General features: G+C 35.0%; 19 protein-coding genes. 10 read left to right on the top strand and 9 right to left on the bottom strand.

Annotated elements, in window-relative coordinates; all coding sequences use genetic code 11:
• Positions 1–135: 135 nt before the first annotated feature.
• The gene (locus ACKX2A_RS12135; protein ID WP_415324940.1) at positions 136–591 is read right to left on the bottom strand and encodes an META domain-containing protein; all 456 of its coding nucleotides are present in this window, start codon (positions 589–591) and stop codon (positions 136–138) included.
• 87 nt (positions 592–678) lie between these two features.
• Between ACKX2A_RS12135 and ACKX2A_RS12130 the strand changes: the two genes are divergently transcribed.
• The 5 genes from ACKX2A_RS12130 to ACKX2A_RS12110 all read left to right on the top strand — a co-directional run bounded on the left by ACKX2A_RS12130 (position 679) and on the right by ACKX2A_RS12110 (position 6,359).
• Complete coding sequence (locus ACKX2A_RS12130) at positions 679–2,883, top strand: S46 family peptidase (protein ID WP_415324938.1); 2,205 nt, start codon at positions 679–681, stop codon at positions 2,881–2,883.
• 225 nt (positions 2,884–3,108) lie between these two features.
• Positions 3,109–3,585 (top strand): DUF1905 domain-containing protein, encoded by a 477-nt coding sequence (locus ACKX2A_RS12125; protein ID WP_415324936.1) that lies wholly within the window; start codon positions 3,109–3,111, stop codon positions 3,583–3,585.
• A 2-nt stretch (positions 3,586–3,587) separates the two neighbouring features.
• Positions 3,588–4,553 carry a hypothetical protein gene (locus ACKX2A_RS12120; protein ID WP_415324935.1) on the top strand — a complete coding sequence of 322 codons (966 nt, stop codon included), beginning with the start codon at positions 3,588–3,590 and terminating at the stop codon, positions 4,551–4,553.
• Positions 4,554–4,698: 145 nt separating this feature from the next.
• Entirely contained in the window at positions 4,699–5,919 is a 1,221-nt protein-coding gene (locus ACKX2A_RS12115) for a spondin domain-containing protein (RefSeq protein ID WP_415324934.1), read from the top strand.
• Positions 5,920–5,930: 11 nt separating this feature from the next.
• On the top strand, positions 5,931–6,359 hold the full coding sequence (locus ACKX2A_RS12110) for a thioredoxin family protein (RefSeq protein WP_415324932.1): 429 nt from the start codon (positions 5,931–5,933) through the stop codon (positions 6,357–6,359).
• Positions 6,360–6,445: 86 nt separating this feature from the next.
• Here ACKX2A_RS12110 and ACKX2A_RS12105 read toward each other — a convergent pair whose 3' ends face one another.
• The 5 genes from ACKX2A_RS12105 to ACKX2A_RS12085 form a co-directional block, all read right to left on the bottom strand.
• Positions 6,446–7,981, bottom strand: coding sequence for a YifB family Mg chelatase-like AAA ATPase (locus ACKX2A_RS12105; RefSeq protein WP_415324930.1), 1,536 nt, complete (start codon positions 7,979–7,981; stop codon positions 6,446–6,448).
• Positions 7,982–8,325: 344 nt separating this feature from the next.
• Positions 8,326–9,300 (bottom strand): T9SS type A sorting domain-containing protein, encoded by a 975-nt coding sequence (locus ACKX2A_RS12100; protein ID WP_415324928.1) that lies wholly within the window; start codon positions 9,298–9,300, stop codon positions 8,326–8,328.
• A gap of 127 nt (positions 9,301–9,427) precedes the next feature.
• Complete coding sequence (locus tag ACKX2A_RS12095; protein WP_415324926.1) at positions 9,428–10,840, bottom strand: outer membrane beta-barrel protein; 1,413 nt, start codon at positions 10,838–10,840, stop codon at positions 9,428–9,430.
• Positions 10,833–11,399, bottom strand: coding sequence for an RNA polymerase sigma factor (locus ACKX2A_RS12090; RefSeq protein WP_415324924.1), 567 nt, complete (start codon positions 11,397–11,399; stop codon positions 10,833–10,835). The genes ACKX2A_RS12095 and ACKX2A_RS12090 overlap by 8 nt, the downstream gene beginning before the upstream one ends.
• 102 nt (positions 11,400–11,501) lie before the next feature.
• Positions 11,502–12,077, bottom strand: coding sequence for a DUF4840 domain-containing protein (locus ACKX2A_RS12085; RefSeq protein ID WP_415324922.1), 576 nt, complete (start codon positions 12,075–12,077; stop codon positions 11,502–11,504).
• A 407-nt stretch (positions 12,078–12,484) separates the two neighbouring features.
• Between ACKX2A_RS12085 and ACKX2A_RS12080 the strand changes: the two genes are divergently transcribed.
• The 4 genes from ACKX2A_RS12080 (at position 12,485) to ACKX2A_RS12065 (ending at position 14,466) form a co-directional block, all read left to right on the top strand.
• Positions 12,485–12,994: a hypothetical protein gene (locus tag ACKX2A_RS12080; RefSeq protein WP_415324921.1), complete on the top strand. Its 510-nt coding sequence runs from the start codon at positions 12,485–12,487 to the stop codon at positions 12,992–12,994.
• Positions 12,991–13,338, top strand: coding sequence for a tRNA-binding protein (locus tag ACKX2A_RS12075; RefSeq protein WP_415324919.1), 348 nt, complete (start codon positions 12,991–12,993; stop codon positions 13,336–13,338). The genes ACKX2A_RS12080 and ACKX2A_RS12075 overlap by 4 nt, the downstream gene beginning before the upstream one ends.
• A gap of 93 nt (positions 13,339–13,431) precedes the next feature.
• Positions 13,432–14,136: a 3'-5' exonuclease gene (locus ACKX2A_RS12070; protein WP_415324918.1), complete on the top strand. Its 705-nt coding sequence runs from the start codon at positions 13,432–13,434 to the stop codon at positions 14,134–14,136.
• Positions 14,137–14,139: 3 nt separating this feature from the next.
• Positions 14,140–14,466 carry an SUF system Fe-S cluster assembly protein gene (locus tag ACKX2A_RS12065; RefSeq protein WP_072962257.1) on the top strand — a complete coding sequence of 109 codons (327 nt, stop codon included), beginning with the start codon at positions 14,140–14,142 and terminating at the stop codon, positions 14,464–14,466.
• A gap of 192 nt (positions 14,467–14,658) precedes the next feature.
• Here the strand turns inward: ACKX2A_RS12065 and ACKX2A_RS12060 are convergent, their stop codons facing one another.
• From ACKX2A_RS12060 to ACKX2A_RS12050, 3 genes are all read right to left on the bottom strand, one after another.
• The gene (locus ACKX2A_RS12060; protein WP_415324915.1) at positions 14,659–15,495 is read right to left on the bottom strand and encodes a sulfurtransferase; all 837 of its coding nucleotides are present in this window, start codon (positions 15,493–15,495) and stop codon (positions 14,659–14,661) included.
• A 145-nt stretch (positions 15,496–15,640) separates the two neighbouring features.
• Positions 15,641–16,042 carry an OsmC family protein gene (locus tag ACKX2A_RS12055; protein WP_415324913.1) on the bottom strand — a complete coding sequence of 134 codons (402 nt, stop codon included), beginning with the start codon at positions 16,040–16,042 and terminating at the stop codon, positions 15,641–15,643.
• A 37-nt stretch (positions 16,043–16,079) separates the two neighbouring features.
• Positions 16,080–16,928 (bottom strand): hydroxymethylglutaryl-CoA lyase, encoded by an 849-nt coding sequence (locus ACKX2A_RS12050; protein WP_415324911.1) that lies wholly within the window; start codon positions 16,926–16,928, stop codon positions 16,080–16,082.
• 211 nt (positions 16,929–17,139) lie between these two features.
• Between ACKX2A_RS12050 and ACKX2A_RS12045 the strand changes: the two genes are divergently transcribed.
• A complete protein-coding gene (locus ACKX2A_RS12045) occupies positions 17,140–17,466 on the top strand; it encodes a DUF6660 family protein (RefSeq protein WP_415324909.1) in 327 nt (108 codons plus the stop codon).
• Positions 17,467–17,624 lie beyond the last annotated feature (158 nt).

Raw genomic sequence — 17,624 nt, 5'->3', positions numbered from 1 at the left:
TAAATCAACAAGTTGATTTGATGAAGCTTTATTTTCAAGCATCGCGAAGCAAATTTTACTTGCCTTTGCTTACTAAAATAATACGGAATGTAAAATAATCTTTGCGTCAAAAAATTGAACGTTTTTGTTTTAAATTTAATCCCAATCCGCAGCAACAAATTTCATTTGATTTCCCTGATCGTCGGATAATGTTAAAAAATGACCTTCCACAGAATATTTCGTCATATTCTTAAAACTTTTAGAAAAATCATCTTCCAGTTTCATATCCTGACAAGCCATCATTGTTGACCCGACCCCTGAGATTTTTACTTTACCATCATTTTTAAATTCGGATGAGAAAAACATTTTGTTGCAACCCATGTAGGCTTCTCCTTTTATTTTTCCTTCTTCGATATTGGCTGTTAAATCTATCTTAGCTTTGTTTTTAACCAAATCAGATTTAGCATAATTTCCAAAAGCAACCAGCATCCATTCTCGTTGAATTTTATAATCGCGAGTAGCCGTCTGATTATTCTGATTCTTTGTTGATGCACAATTAATGAGCATTCCCAAAAATAAAACCGCAAAAAAGGAAAGTAATATTTTTTTCATAACTCTCTATAATCCATTTTCATACCATTTCCGGACAGAATAGCATAAAAATTAGTAAATTAGCGACACAAAAATTAATTTTATAAAATGAAAAGACTATTTCTACTTTTCACATTCTTACTAAGTTTTGCTCAAATGAGAGCGGACGAAGGAATGTGGCTATTAATGCTCGTAAAAAGACTTAATGGTGTAGATATGCAAAAAGAAGGTTTGCATCTGACACCTGAAGAAATTTATTCCGTAAACAATTCCAGCTTAAAAGATGCAATCGTAAGTTTCGGAGGGTTTTGTACCGGAGAAATTGTTTCAAACCAAGGTCTTATTTTTACCAACCACCACTGTGGTTACGGAGCAGTAGCTGCGGCTTCTACTCCTGAAAAAGATTATCTGAAGAACGGGTTCTGGGCAATGAAGCAAAAAGACGAATTCAATGCTAAGGATCTTTATGTAAGATTTTTGGTAAGAATGGATGATGCTACCCAAAGAATCAACTCTAAGCTAAACAACAATATGTCTGCTGCAGAGAGAAAAGCTGTGATTGATGCTGAAACTAAAGCGATCCAGTCGGAAAACTCTGAAAACGGAAAATACACAGTAGTTGTAAGAGATTTCTTCAACGGAAATGAATTCTACTATTTTGTTTACCAAGATTATAAAGATATCAGATTAGTAGGTGCTCCACCTTCAGCATTAGGAAAATTCGGTGGTGATACAGACAACTGGGAATGGCCAAGACACACAGCAGATTTCACTGTTTTCAGAGTGTATGCTGATGCTGCTGGAAATCCTGCTGAATATGCTCCGACAAACGTTCCTTTAAAACCTAAACATTTCTTACCTGTTTCTCTTAAAGGAGTGAAACCTGGTGATTTCTCAATGATTTTAGGTTACCCGGGAAGAACAAACCGTTATTTGACTTCATATGGAATTCAGCAAATGGTAAATAAAGATTACCCAGCTTGGGTTGAGGCTTCTAAATTGGCAATGGACATCATGAAGAAGTACATGGATAAAGACAAAGGAACTCAACTTAACTATGCTTCTCAGTATGCTTCTGTGGCAAACTACTGGAAAAACAGACAAGGAACTATCGATGCTGTTCTTAAAAACGGAACTATTACAGACAAGCAAGGTGTTGAAGAAAAATTCAAAACTTGGGCTGTACAACCGGCAAATATCTCTGAATACGAAACTGTTTTAGACGATATCGGTATCTATTATAAACAAACTTCAGAAAGAAACGTTGAGAGAATGTACATGACTCAGCTTTCCAGAAATGCTAAATATTTCACTATTGCTTTACAGGTAGGAAGCGTTCTTCAGGCTTATGCTAAACAAGATATGGCTGGAAGATTAGCAATGAAGCCAAAAGTAGACGCTGCTATAAAATCTGCTTACGAAAACATCAACACAAATCTTGAAGGTGAAATGTTGAATTCTATGGTAAATCTTTATAAAACAAGAGTAAACAAAGATGTTGCTTCTGAAACAATCATGGGATTGGATGCCAACAATCTTTCAAATGTTGCTTACTCTTCAATTTTTGCCAACAAAACTTCCGCAACAAACTTCATTTTAAATCCGGATGCTTTGAAATTAGATGCAGATCCACTTTGGAAAATCGCAAACGGATTGATCGCAGATCAAAAAGCTTCTGCTGAAAGATTCGTAAAAATTGATGATAATTTTGCTAAAAACAACAGATTATTCTTAGCAGGATTAATGAAGGCTATGCCTGAGAAAAAATTCTATCCGGATGCAAACTCTACAATGAGACTTACTTACGGAACAGTTGATAAATTGCCAATCAGACAAGATAGAAACTATTTCGGAGTTACGGATAACTATTATACTGACATGACAGGTCTTGTAGGAAAATACAAGAAAGGTGATGAGGAATTCGACCTTCCGCAAAGAGTAATCGACCTTTACAACATGAAAGACTTCGGACAGTATGCAGATGCTAAAGGTTACATGCCGGTAAACTTCTTATCAAACAATGATATTACAGGTGGTAACTCTGGTTCTCCGGTAATCGACGGAGACGGAAACCTGATCGGTATCGCATTCGACGGAAACAGTGAAGCTTTAAGCGGTGACATCGTTTTCGAGCCGGAATGGCAAAAAACAATCAACGTAGATGTTCGTTTCGTTCTTTGGACAATCGACAAATACGCTGGTGCAAGAAGACTGATCGACGAATTACAATTGGTAAGAGACGAGAACACTCCTGCAGATACAAAAACAAAAATGCCTAAAGCAGCTACACCTGCAAAAGGAAAGAAAAAATAATCTTTATTGATATATTTTAAGAACCGTGAAAGTTTTCTTTCGCGGTTTTTTTATTTTTGAACAAATAATTAAATGTAAGTTTTTCCATGCAGTTTGTCATTCCGTAGGACTCTAGATTTATTTATTAGAGATTAAATATTTAAAATTCTGCCCAGATTCCTACGGAATAACCAACTAGATGCTGATTTTTTTAATGTTAAAATTTAAATTAAATAAAAAAAACAAATGAAGCCTCAACCGATTCAATTTAAAGCAGTCATTAAGCAAAGCGGAGAAATGAACGCCGCTTTTGTAGAATTTCCCTTTTCTGTGGAAGAATTATTTGATAAGAAGGGTCAGGTAAAAATCAAAGCTATATTTGATGGTAAGGTTGAATATCGTGGAAGTTTAGCCAAAATGAAATCCGATTGCCATATTTTAGGTTTAACACAAGACATTCGGAAGCAATTGGGCAAAACTTTTGGAGATGAGGTTTCTGTAAATTTAATCGAAGACAAAGAAGAGCGGATTGTCGACATTGCGGATGACATTCAATTAATTTTTAATGAAAATCAGGAAGCAAAATCGTTGTTTGATAAGATGAGCTACACGCACAGAAAAGAATATATTCGTTGGATTGAAGAGGCTAAAAAATCAGAAACGCGGGAGAACAGAAAAATTAAAATGATTCAGATGATTTTGGATGGGAAAAAGGGAATTTGAGAATGAATGAATTTAATCACTTATCAGATGAAAATCTTATCGATATCTATTTAGTTTATCAGTATCGATATTCTGAAGAATACAATCAACAGCTTTTTGAAGAATTGCAAAATCGAAATATCAATATTAAAGAATTTAATAATGACATTGGCTATATCACATCATTTATCAGAAGCTTTCCTGAGGGATGGAGCTATGAAATAAAAAATATGTTTGATGAGCTCATTTCTTTGGGATGGAATAAATCGATGCATATTGAAGCCAAAGAAAAATGGGGCCGCTTTACTTTTTCGGGAGGAAACTTATCCGAAGAATTCTGCGATCTGATCGAACAACACGCAACATTAATTAACGAAAGCTGTTCAAGATGCGGAAGCAAAGATCATGTACAGGAAAATGGCGCAGGATGGATTGAAATATTGTGCAGAAAATGTCAGCAAAATGATCTTATGAAGTTGGCTATTCTTGATATTTCGGACAAAGGATTCACTTATTGTAATGTTCGAAGTTCAAGTACAGAATTTCTATGGAAAGATATTGAAAGCGTGGAACTCAACTTTTCAGAAAACGAACAATCCATCAATATCGAAATGAATAGAACGGTCGAAATATTTTGTGATGTTGAATATAAAGATCTGCATTTTTACCTTTTTCATAATCTTAATTTTTTTAAACTTTTAAAAAATATTCCGGAAAATCTTCTTTCTTCTTCTAATTTAGAAAAAAGAAATACTTTTTTTAATGATCTTAAAAAATGTCATTTTTGCGACAAAAAAACGCTTTATTTGGGCACTTGTCTCCTCTGTCGTGAGAGCTTAGATAGAATTTTAGCCAGTAGATATGGCAGATACATGCAATACTACAACAACATTCCTCAACTTATTGAAAATGAAAGAAAAAATGCTTTATATCTTTTAGAGCACATAAACGAAAAACATTTCTTTTTTAATCATGATTATTTTTTATAATTGAATTTAAAACAAAATCAAATACACTGATTTTAAATTACTTAAATTAAATTTCAAATAAAATAAATAAATTTTCTGTCAGGATTCTGAAAAGCCTCCGACTGTAGTTATGTAACGAATAATTATAACTATCAAAAATTTATTTATGAAAAAGAACTTACTAAAAATCACAGCACTTGCAGCAGGAATCTTGGCAACCCTCTCTCTTACATCTTGTGACGACAGAGATAATATGATGGAAAACTCTTCAAAACAAAGAACCATCACGTTTGAAAATGTGGTAACTCCGAAAGATTTTGTGCAAAGCGGCAAATTTGCGGGAACGTCCAATCCTGAGATTTTACCCGGACAATCTATTACGATTAAATTCAGTGCAGGAAAAGCTCAATCTTTAATGTTTGCAACGATGTATGGTGCTTCGAAAGACTGGTTTTTTGCTTCAAAACAACCCGGAATTAAACTTTTTAATGAAAACGGAAGCGCTATTACCGGTGATGTTTCTTCGGAGGTTTTGCTGTGGGATAACGGCACAAAAAACAACACAACAGGAAATGCTGAAAGTAACCCGATTGCACAAGTTCCGGGTGTAATCGCTTCCCAATTGATGAAATTGAATTTAAACTATGATGATGTAAAATCTGAATTTACTTTAACCATCACCAATACTTCCGGAGGTACGGCCAACGAAACACCTTTTTCTCCCGGAGTTTGGGCAGTTTCTAACTACAACGGGTCGCAGCTTCTAAGTCCTACTCCATTTTTCACGCCGAATGCTTTATCAAATCCTGAAATTACAGACATCGCACAATTGGGAAACCCTGACAAAATGGTCGCAAAACTGAATGCAAATACCGGAATTATGACGGGACTTTCTCCGGCTTTGGTTGTTGTGTATTCAGGAGATAAAAACCCTATTTATGAATTAGGGCAATTGGATTCAGGTAAAGGATTGAAAGAGATTTCGCAGTTTGGAAATGTTTCTGTGCTTCAAAATAGCTTAAAGTCATTACCAAATGTAAAAGGTGTTTATGTTGCGGGAAGTGCTCCTGTAACTCCGGGACAAAAAGTTTCGGCGAATTTTGAAGCCAATTCGGGAGATAAAATTGCATACGTGACGATGTTCGGATTCTCTAATGATTGGTTTTACGCCAATGAACAGTCTATTGATGCTAATTCTTTGGGAGATATCAGTTCAAAAACATCTTTATTCGATTCGGGAACGGGTATCAATCAATATCCGGGAGCGGGAAATCATCAGGCTTTATTTGGAGGAATGCCACAGGCTGAAAATATTGTTATTTCAAAAGTTGGAAATGCTTACCCTATTCCGGCAGTTCAAAATGTTATTAAAGTGACAATCAATTAAATTTAATTTTAATGAAAAAAATATTATTAATCCTAAGTGTATTTGTTGTTTTCGCTTCATTATATTCTTTTAAAACAAATGAAAAAGCAACAAACAATGAAGTTAGCTTCTACGATGGTTCATTAAAAAAAGCCATGACGAAAGCTAAAAAAGAAAAGAAAATGATTTTTCTTGATGTATATGCAACTTGGTGCGGGCCATGTAAATTATTAAAGAAAACAACTTTCAAAGATCCTGAACTGAGCGATTATTTCAATAAAAATTTCGTAAGCCTTGAAGTTGATGGTGAAAAAGGCGAAGGTATTGAAATTGTAAAAAAATATCAATTAAAAGGCTATCCTTCTTTAGTTTTTATTGATAGTAATGGAAATGTGGTGAATAAAACTTTGGGGTATTATGATGGAAAAGAGTTGCTGGAAATTGTGAAAGGCATAAAATAAATCACTTTTAATAAGTAAAATGTTTCGGGGCGACTTTGTCGCCCCGAAACTGTTAAAAATCAAACAAATAAAATAAATTTCAAAATCTAGACATTCCAAAATTCTCTGTCTAGACTTCGATATTGTATCGCTTCCGAAACATGATGCGACAAAATCTTTTCAGATTCTTCAAGATCAGCGATAGTTCGGGCAACTTTTAAAATTCGGTCATAAGCTCTTGCAGAAAGATTAAGTTTTTCCATTGCCATTTTGATGAGGTTAAAAGACGTTTCTTCCAATTCACAAAACCTTTCAATTTCTTTGGGTCCAATTTGAGCATTATAGCTGATTTTTAAATCCTTATATCGTTCCTGTTGAATCTCACGAGCAATCAAAACGCGCTTTCTGATGTCTTCACTTCTTTCTCCTTTTCTTCTTTCCGCCAATTGTTCAAACTCAACTTTCTGAACTTCAACATGAATATCAATTCGGTCCAAAAGTGGCCCCGAAAGCTTGTTCATATAGCGTTGCATTTCGTAGGTAGAAGAAGTATTATTAGGATCATCAGGAAAAAACCCGCTCGGACTCGGATTCATCGAAGCGACCAACATGAAACTTGAAGGATAATTTACGGTAAATCGAGCTCTGGAAATGGTAACTTCACGGTCTTCCAAAGGCTGTCGCATCACCTCCAAAACAGTCCGTTTGAATTCAGGCATTTCATCCAGAAAAAGGACGCCGTTATGCGCTAAAGAAATTTCGCCAGGCTGTGGATAGCTTCCGCCTCCAACCAGCGCTATATCGGAGATTGTGTGATGAGGTGACCTAAAAGGACGCACCGTCATAAGAGACGTTTCTGCACCCATTTTCCCGGCAACAGAATGTATTTTTGTAGTTTCTAAAGCTTCTTTCAATGTTAAAGGCGGCAGAATACTCGGAACTCTTTTTGCCAACATGGTTTTCCCACTTCCGGGAGGACCAATTAGGATAATATTGTGACCTCCTGCTGCTGCAACTTCCATTGCTCTTTTTGCCGTTTCCTGTCCTTTGACTTCAGAAAAATCGAATGGAAAATCATTGATCTTTTCCTGAAATTCTTTTCGCGTATCGATCTCATATTTTTGAAGTGGTTTTCCTTCATTAAAAAAATCAATTACTTCTTTGATATTTTCAACCCCGTAAACATCAAGATTGTTTACAATTGCAGCTTCACGGGTGTTTTGTCTTGGTAAAATAATTCCTTTAAAACCTTCTTCCCTAGCTTGAATTGCAATCGGCAAAACACCTCTGATGGGTTGTAAAGTTCCGTCCAGAGAAAGTTCACCCATGATAATATAATCTCCTACATTTTCGGCTAAAATCTGGTCGGATGCGGCGAGAATGCCAATGGCGATGCTCAAATCATAAGCCGCTCCTTCTTTTCGAAGATCTGCAGGAGCCATATTGATCGTGATTTTTTTTCCAGGGATTTTATAGCCAACATTTTTTAAAGCAGCGGAAATTCGGTAACTGCTTTCTTTGATGGCATTATCGGCAAGTCCAACCAAATGATAGCCGACTCCGCCCGTATCGATATTAACTTCAATAGTGATTGTTTGTGCGGCAACTCCATGAATTGCGCTTCCAAAAATTTTAATCAGCATTTGTTGTGTTTTGGGGATAAAAATAATTAATATTTCATTTTAGATTATTTTCGTTTTGATTGATAAAATTCTTTGAATTTATAATTTTTAAACACAAATTTCACAAATGTTTTTTCACTAATAATAACAATTGATATAACTCAAACATCTGTGTGATCTGCAAAATCTTTTTAACGTAAAGATTTTTAATTTAAAATGTATCATTTAGTGCGTAAAGAGGAATCAACAAGTTGATTTGATGAAGCTCTAGCTTAAATCATTCAAACAAAAACTGGCGCAAAGAAAACTTCACGCCAATTGAGAATTATTGAAAAAACTAAAATCCACTGAGGACTTTCTATATCCTATTTCTTGATAAATTTATTTTTAAACACTTTTCCGTCAGCACTTTTAGAATAGATCATATACGTTCCCGGAATCAAACTGCTTACATCGATAGCTTCAGAATATTTGTGATCTTTTTTCTGCTTAATCAGCTTTCCGGACATATCGATAATCGTAACCTCACTGTATTTTTTATCCGATTCTTTTCCGATGTACAAAAATTGCGTCGTCGGATTTGGGTAAATGCTTAAATTATTTTCTTTAGGCTTTGTTCCTGTTTCGCCCGTAGAAAGATTGCTGCAAAAGCTGTAATCTCCAAAATTCAGCTTAATGAAAGCAAAATCGCTTAGCATTTCGCACATATTGGGACAATATTCTGTACAAGCGTAAAATCCGTACTGCCCAGATTCTGTTGCCGTATAAGAGTCACCTGTTTCTCCCGGAATGATACACGGATCTGATGGCGACGGCGGATTGCTCCCCGGAACACATTTAAACCAAGTATGAACTCCGTAAACCAATGGAAATCCGTCATTAAGCTGTACAGAAGCTCCGTTACAAACGTTGTATTCTCCATTCACTTCCTCGAAGGTTCCCGGCTGGAAATCTGCCATCAAAAACGGAAGTCCATAAGCGTAACCATCCGCTAAAATCGACGTACTTTCCGCTGTACAGTCTCCCTCAGTAACTTCAACTTTAAAATTATACAGCATATCATCATTTCCATTAATGGTTAAGTTCTGAGAAGTAGCTCCCGCAATCGGAACCCACGGATTTGGATTTGGAGATTGCCAATACCATTCTTGCTTATACCATTGATAAGTTGCATAAGTCTGCGTTGTAGAAAGCGTTTCCGATTCCGAGGTACAGAAAACGACTTTGTCGGGAAACATTGTTCCCAATCTTGGACTTGTGATTACAGGTGTGCATTGCTGTGCTTTTAGATTTAAAAAACTTAAAACCAAAAGGCTGAAAAAAATTAGTTTTGTCTTCATATAGAGTAAATATTTGTGGTTTGGTGTTATGAATTGCTTTAAAATTTCAAAATGTAAAGGCAAAATTTTCCTGAACTCATTAAAATTTAATGGGTTTAAAATCTTCTCGACTTTTATTTATCCGAAATTAATCTAGCAATACTCTGATCCCGAATTTCAAATTGAAATTGACCGGTTTCTCCTTATAAATAGTATTCAATGAACTCTTATCATTGAAGTGATACCCAACTCCCGGTTCTGCATAAATCCCGATGTTTTTTATTACTTTTAATTGCAATCCGACACCGCCATTTACCGAAAATTGGGTTGGTTTTTCACTTATATCTTCGGTTGTTTCATCTTTTGAAACGCCTTCAACAACATATTGGGTTTTGATATTTCCTGAAACGGCTTTTTCTACCATTCCTCCTGCTGTAACATAGCCTGTAAAAGCACCTTTTTCAATCACATTATAATTTACCTGCACCGGAATTCCCACATAATGAATCTCCTGATCGCTTTTAATGAAATTGGAACTACTTCCGGTAGTGAGTTCAGACGAAAGCTTTGTGTAATTTACACCTGTTCCAACGGATAATTTCTTGCTTAATTTATAATTCACAGAAGCTCCGAAAGTGATCGGCGTTTTATGTTTTATCGTTGCATCTACTTTTTTGTCCTGATTCTTTAAAAGGATTGCCATTAAAGGATTTTCTCCATACTCTTCCATACCCCAGACTTCGGGAAGGCTTAGTGTTGTTCCGTTTAAAGTAGCATATCCGGGAAACTGTTCTGTCGAGTTGGAGGAAGCATTTCCGGTCAGTACCCCTACCGACCAGGCTTTATTTGTTTTATGATTAGCTAACTTCCTATCTGCTTTCTCAAGTTGCTCCTTCCATTCTCTTTCCTCCTTCGTTAGGAGTGGATGAGTTTCTGTCTCTTCATTCTGTTTCGTTCCTTCAATAGCATTCCTGTTTTGTTCCTGAGCAATGTTTTCTTTGTTCTGATTGAATAAATTCTCTGCTGTATTTTCTTTTTTATTCTCAGGAATTATATTTTCCCAGACATCGGCTCCGGTATTTTTTGTTTTATTAATTATTTCTTCAAAAATATTTTTGACCAGATTTTTGTTTGAAATATTTGAGTTAATCTTCTCTAAATCACTTCCTTGTTTAAGAGAATTCTCAACAGCTGTTCTCTTTTCTTCATTTGATGGATTTTGAGGGTAAGAACTCGTTTCTGATGGTCGGTTTTGGGTTTGGTTCGCATATATTGGCTTTTTTGAGGGTTCTTTTTCACCATTAAAGTCCAGTAATTTTCCTACTGTAAAGAACATTGCAATCACAGCTGCAACCCCACCAATACGATATCCCCAAGATTTATAATTAAATTTCGAAACAGCTTTTTCCTTTGCTTTTACATCATTTATTCCAACAACAACTCCCTTCGCATCATCCTCATTGAATAATTCGTCTTTGATATCATCCCACAATCCTTCAGGAACCTGCTCCTGATGATCTTCCATTTTACTGCGCAGATCATTTAACCAATCATTACTCATATTGCGCTGTTTTTGACATTTTGTATTCTTTTATTTTCCGGGCAAGAATTGCTTTTGCCCTATGAAACTGCGATGCCGAAGAATTTTCTGCAATTCCCAGCGTTTCCGCAATTTCTTTATGACTTTTCTCCTCGAAAACATACAGATTGAAAACCGTTCTGTAGCCATCGGGAAGAGACTGTATCATTTTCATAATAGTTGCCTGAGATATTTCCTCAAAATTTGGCTCTTCATCTTCCTGTACATCAGCAATTTCAAAATCATCTGAAACAGTTTTCAGTTCCGTGTTTTTTTTGATGTGCTTTAAAGATTCATTCACCACTATTCTTGTAATCCACGCTTTCAAAGAACCATTACCTCTATATTCAAACATCTCGATCGATCGAAACATCTGAATAAAACTATTTTGCAACACATCGTGAACATCTTCTTTATCAATCACATATCGTGAACAGACATAGGTAAGACTGCCTGAATAAACCCCGAAAAGTTCTTTCCAAGCCGCTTCTTCCTTTTTCAAAAGGCGGTTTACCAAAATCTGCTCCTTACTTTCTTCCATGTATTAATTAAGATAGCATCCCAACATATTCATCGACTAACTACTCTGCAAAGATAGGCAGCCTCAAATTGAGGCTAAACCTACTTGACAAATAACCATTACTTAATTTTTAACACTAATCGGGATATCATACTTAATCGTCTGATAAGGGGTCAACTCTACTCCGTCAACGGTTATTTTTTCTGCTTCAAAACCAAATCTCATCGACCAGTCGTAGCCCACAAAGAAGCCTTTTTGTTTAGCAACCAGTTTCACAACTGCATTTTTTGTCGTTCCGTCTACCGGAATCTGGATGGCTAAAGTTTTTGGCTCAAAAGTAAGTTCTACAACATTCTGGTCTGTATTTAATTTAGATTTATAATCCAATTTATATTCTACTTTCCCGATGTGCGCCAAAGCTGTGTCTGCTTTTACGGGATCCGTCACAATTGTTTTTACAATTTCTCTCACTGGAAAATCCTTGAAAGTGACAATTGTATCTTTTGCTGTAAAATCAATGATCTTTTCATTAAATTTTCCTCCCTGTGAAGTTACCAATCTTGCTTTGTAAGTTCCGTTTACATCACTCAGCTTCACCGGAATTGGCTCATATTTATCATCATTGCAAGACGTTAGAGAAAATCCAAGAACTGCAATTGCCGTCATCATTAAAGATTTAAGTACCGTTAATTTCTTCATTATATTATTTTTAGCATTAAACATTATTCCTTTGAGTACTCATTTATATAAATCCTCTTTTTGAAGAATCTTGCACCGAATTTTAAAAAAAGTTTAAAATAATTTCATAACTAATTGATTTTTAAGTTGAAAAAAAATTCATTTAATTAAAAGCGTTTTATTTTTATTATAATTTTTTAACTACAAAAGAAACAAAAGATTAACACTCAAGTAATTTTAAGTTGAATATGAAACTTTAAATAAGAACACTTAAGTTTATTGATTTTTTATTCTTTGATAAACTTTTGATTACTATTTAATTAAACTAAGAATCCTATAATGACTTTTGTATCTTTTGTGGTAAAATAACTTTACGCCCTTCGATTTCAAACTTTAAATTTTAATACATTTGTTTAAACCTATTTGAGATGAATTTCGAACAAATCAATTGGCATCTTAATGCTTACAAAGAGCACGACCAGATTATTGATGCGGCAAAATACCTTATCAGCTCCTTCAATTTGGAGCATGAAAACTTTGCCGGATTTGGTTTCAGGGAAGAACTTTCCCCGACTTCAATGCTTTTAACGGCAGAAGGTGAGCTGGGAGGACCTCAAAAAGTAATGATTCCAAGGAATTTATTTGATTTTGATTTACATTTAGTCTTGAATATGGTCGCTCATGAAATGCTTCACGTAAGGCAAAAAGCACCCGGACAAGTCATTGAGGATAAAAATGAAAGAGAATTTCAGGCGTATTATGAAATGCTTTTTCATAAAGTTTTCCCACAAATTCCTGATGTTTCCGATTTTCATAAAAAATTCTTCGGTGGTAAGGCTTTAGAATACTACAGAAGAATGGGCGAAGGCTCTGAGCTTCAACACAAATATGCGGAACAAAAAATAGAAGTAGAACAGTTAATCCACGCACTATCATGACAATAAAACCCGAAATCTCATGGGCAGATTTTGAAAAATTAGATATAAGAACAGGCACCATCATTTCCGTAAATGATTTTGAAAAAGCGAGAAATCCGTCTTATCAACTAGATATTGATTTTGGAGATTTAGGTATCAAAAAATCTTCCGCGCAGATTACTTCATTATATCAAAAAGAAGATTTAGTCGGAAAACAAATTTTAGCCATCGTCAATTTTCCTAAAAAGCAGATCGCCAATTTTTTCAGTGAATGTCTGGTTTTGGGAGTTTATGGTGAAGATAAAAAAGATGTTACCCTTTTAACACCTTCATTGCCGACAAAAAACGGAATGCAGGTTGGTTAATTTAATTATAATTTAATAAAAATTGATTTAAACTAAATCTATAGATTTTGGATTCTATCAGGTTTAAATTTGATCGATTAAAGAAGAAATTTAATGATACAAAAAATTCCAATAGAAAGAATTTTATTCCTTGATATTGAAACAGTTCCAGGCTTCGAAACATGGGAAGCTTTATCCGAAACCGAGCAAATGCTTTGGGATAAAAAGACAAGATTTCAAAGAAAAGATGAAGTTTCCGCAGAAGAATTTTATCCGGAAAGAGCCGGAATTATGGCAGAATTCGGTAAAATTATCTGCATCACCATCGGAATGGTCGAAAAAAATGACACGCTGAAAATCAAAAGTTTTGCAGATGACGATGAAAAGAAGATGCTGTTAGAATTTGGTGAAATATTTAACAGTCAGAGACTTCGTGATGTGATTCTTTGCGCCCACAATGGAAAAGAATTTGACTTTCCATGGATTGCAAGGCGGTATTTAATTAATGGAATTATGCCTCCGACTCCTTTCCAGATGTTTGGGAAAAAGCCTTGGGAAATACCTCACATTGACACCATGGAACTTTGGAAATTCGGAGACTATAAAAGTTTTGTTTCGCTGGAATTACTGGCACATCTTTTCGGAATTCCGACTCCTAAAGACGATATCGACGGCTCAATGGTTTCATCAATCTACTACATAGAAAAAGACTTGCAAAGAATAGTTGACTATTGTGAAAAAGATGTCTTAACTTTGGCAAATGTTTTCCGACGTATGCGTCAGGAAGATTTGTTGAAAAGGTATATCAATTTAGATTAAAAAATGAAATTTACAGACGATCAGATTGCTGACATCGGTGAGGAAATCATCGGTGTTTTAAAAACTGTGTATGACCCTGAAATTCCGGTAGATATCTACGAATTGGGTTTGGTTTATGATGTTCAGATTTCCGATGATGCGGATGTGAAAATTATAATGACACTTACAACACCCAACTGCCCCGTTGCAGAGACACTTCCACAAGAAGTAAAAGACAAAGTTGCAGAGGTAGAAAACGTGAAAAGTGTTGATCTTGAACTTACTTTCGAACCAAGCTGGAATAAGGACATGATGAGTGAAGAAGCCAAATTTGAGCTGGGAATGCTTTAATTTTGGATTAAAAATAAAATAGGCTGTCAGTTTTGGCAGCCTTTTATTTTACTTTCAAACAATATTTTTTTGAAAATTTTAAATTTCTTTAATTTAAACCATTAAGATCAATTAAGTTGTTAAGAATATTAGGTGATTTGCTTAAATAAACTTAACTTCTTAAACCATTCCTTAATGGTTCAAATATTTCTATTAAACCTCTCTCGCAATCTCTTTTCCTTCCCTTCTACTCCATTCGCTCCAGGATCCGACGTATAAATTCGGTATTGGGAAACCTGCATAATTCAAAGCTAAAATAGTGTGGCAAGCCGTTACTCCCGATCCGCAATGAATGATTAAATTTTCCGGTTTATCTTTCAATAATTCTGTATATTTTTCTTTTAAAATTTCCGGTTTTAAGAAATTTCCATGTTCATCCAAATTTTCAGAAAAAGGAATGTTGATTGCTCCAGGAATGTGTCCTGCGATCAAATCAATAGGTTCAGATTCTCCATTGTAGCGATAAGCATCTCTTACATCAATTACCGTTGATGAATTGTTTATTAATTCATTTTCAACAGTTTCCAAAGTTGAAGTAGGAAGAAGCCAGTTTTCTTTTTTTATTACTTCTGATTTTTCGAAAATTTCTCCACCTGCTGAAAACTCAACATTTTCTTTTTCAGCATTTTGAAATCCACCATCTAAAACCTGAACATTTTTTAACCCAAAAGATTTCAACATCCACCAAGCTCTTGCCGCAGCATTTGAACCGTTTTTATCATCATATACAACAACATGCGAATCTTCTGAAATTCCTAGATTGGAAAGTGTTTCTGCAAATTTTTCCACACTCGGAAGCGGATGTCTTCCACTAAAAGCAGCATCCTCGCCAATTTCCGCCAAATCTTTATCTAAATCGATGAATCTTGCACTTTTAATATGCTTATTCAAATAATTTTGATGAGCATCTTTCCCTACTCTTGCATCTAAGATGATGAGATTTTCGGTTGGGAGGTTTTTAAATTCAGATGGAGTGATTATTGGTGACATTTTGTTGATTTTTTTGGTGGTTTTAAATATATTTTGGCTAAAGCCTATTTGTGTTGTAATAATAAAGCGGACTAAAGTCCGCTCCTATTGATTTTTATTCACTTAAAATATAAAACCTCAGAAAAGCTCTAAGGTTTTAAAATATTTACTGATAAATGAAAATCATGGTCTGTACCAAATCCGGATGAAGACTTTTCGCAACAGGGCAATTGTGCGCCGTTTCCTCTATAAAAGCTTTCTCTTTATCTGAGTATGAGCCTGAAAACACAAAATTGCATACAATTTCACCAATTCTTCTTGGTTCAGTTTTCATAATCTTTTGAAGGTTGCAATAAGCTCCGTCGATATTGATATTTTTTTCTTTACCTAAAATGGCAATGGTTGTAAGTGCACATTCCGCCAAAGAAGTCGCGCACAGATCGGTTGGAGAAAACTTTTCTCCTTTTCCGTGGTTGTCTGTCGGAGCATCACTTTCAATAAGAGTTCCGGATTGTAAATGCTCTGCCGAACATCTTAAATCTCCGATATATGTAACTTTTGAAGTCATTTTTATAATTTTAATTAAAATTCAAGAAGACTATGTCTTAAAAATGAAAAATATCTTTCGCTTTATTGTATGAACTTTCGAAATTCAGCAAATTCAATTTATGAGGAGCCTTTTCCACACTCATAAAATTGATCACCTGTTCTGTCGGCATATTTCCAACCAGATCATCTTTTGCCATCGGACAGCCTCCGATTCCTTTGATTGCACTGTCGAATCTTCTGCAGCCCTTATCATAAGCCGCTTTCAATTTAGAATAAGAATCTTCATAACGATTATGAAAATGTCCTCCAAAATTAATCTCAGGATATTTTGAAGGTATTTTCTCGAACAAAAGAGAGATCGTTTCTGGTGTCGCAACTCCCGTTGTATCAGACAATAAGATATCTTTAATTCCAATTTCCGAAAATCTCTGTGCCCAGAAATCTACATCTTCCCATTTCCACATTTCGCCATAAGGATTCCCGAAAGCCATTGAAAAATAGATGTTTAATTGTCTGTTTTCACTTTTTACCAGCTCCAACATTTTAATAATTTCCGTAAAAGCTTCCTCCTGATTTTTATTGGTATTTCTATGTTGAAAAGTTTCGGAAATAGAAAACGGGAAACCGATGATATCTACCGATTGATGCTTTAAAGCTTTTTCAGCACCTCTGTAATTGGCTACAATCGCGGAAACCTTTGTATTAGATCTGGATTTATCGATATTTTCAGCAACCTCATCAGAGTCTGCCATTTGTGGGATCGCTTTTGGAGATACAAAACTCAGACAGTCCAATACATCAAAACCAACATCCATCAAAGAGTTGATATAATCTATTTTTTTATCTGTGGGGATAAATTCGCCCCAACCCTGCATTGCATCACGCGGACATTCAGTAAGAAACATTTTACTTTTAGATTTTCTCAAATATAATAAAACTAAACAATTTAGTATACGACATACACGAATCTAACATTATTTTGATTCTCAAATGTTTATATGTGATTTATAATTTCGATCATAAATATTCAGCGCCGAATACATTCTCTGAAATCACAATTCCGTTAAGAAATCTTAATTAATTTAATTTCTTAAAGAAAATGTATACTTTTGTTGCATGAACATTCTCAGACTGTTGCTTACTATTTACTTTATGGTGCTATCTTTAGTACCATGCAGTGATGTTCATGCCCAGTCTCCGAGCATTAATGAAGTTTTGCAGGTGACTTTTCAGACGGATACGCATTCGAAAGATAAAAGTGATGTTTGTTCGCCTTTATGCTCTTGCAATTGCTGTCAAATTACAGTAACCTCTTTTAAATCTGACCCTCTTATTGAGTTTCCTGAGCAAGTTCAAGCTTATTTTTCTAAGAAAATTCTTTTCCGGAAGAACAACTTCGCATACCAAGTCTACGATCACATTTGGCAACCGCCTAAGATTTAATCAATTGATTTTAAACATTTCATGAAACTTTGCAATATCGTTGCAGAGATCTTCGTGATATTTTTGCATCCTATTACTTTTAATGATAGAGATTGCACTTTCAATTAAAATTAATTGATTGTCTGCTTTTTACATCTTTGTTAAGCGAAGCGCCTTTG

The organism is Chryseobacterium sp. MMS23-Vi53 (assembly GCF_047651245.1).
In the GTDB taxonomy this organism is placed as follows: Bacteria; Bacteroidota; Bacteroidia; order Flavobacteriales; family Weeksellaceae; genus Chryseobacterium.
Note: the sequence above shows the minus strand (reverse complement) of the source record. Positions and strands in the feature narration are given on the sequence as shown.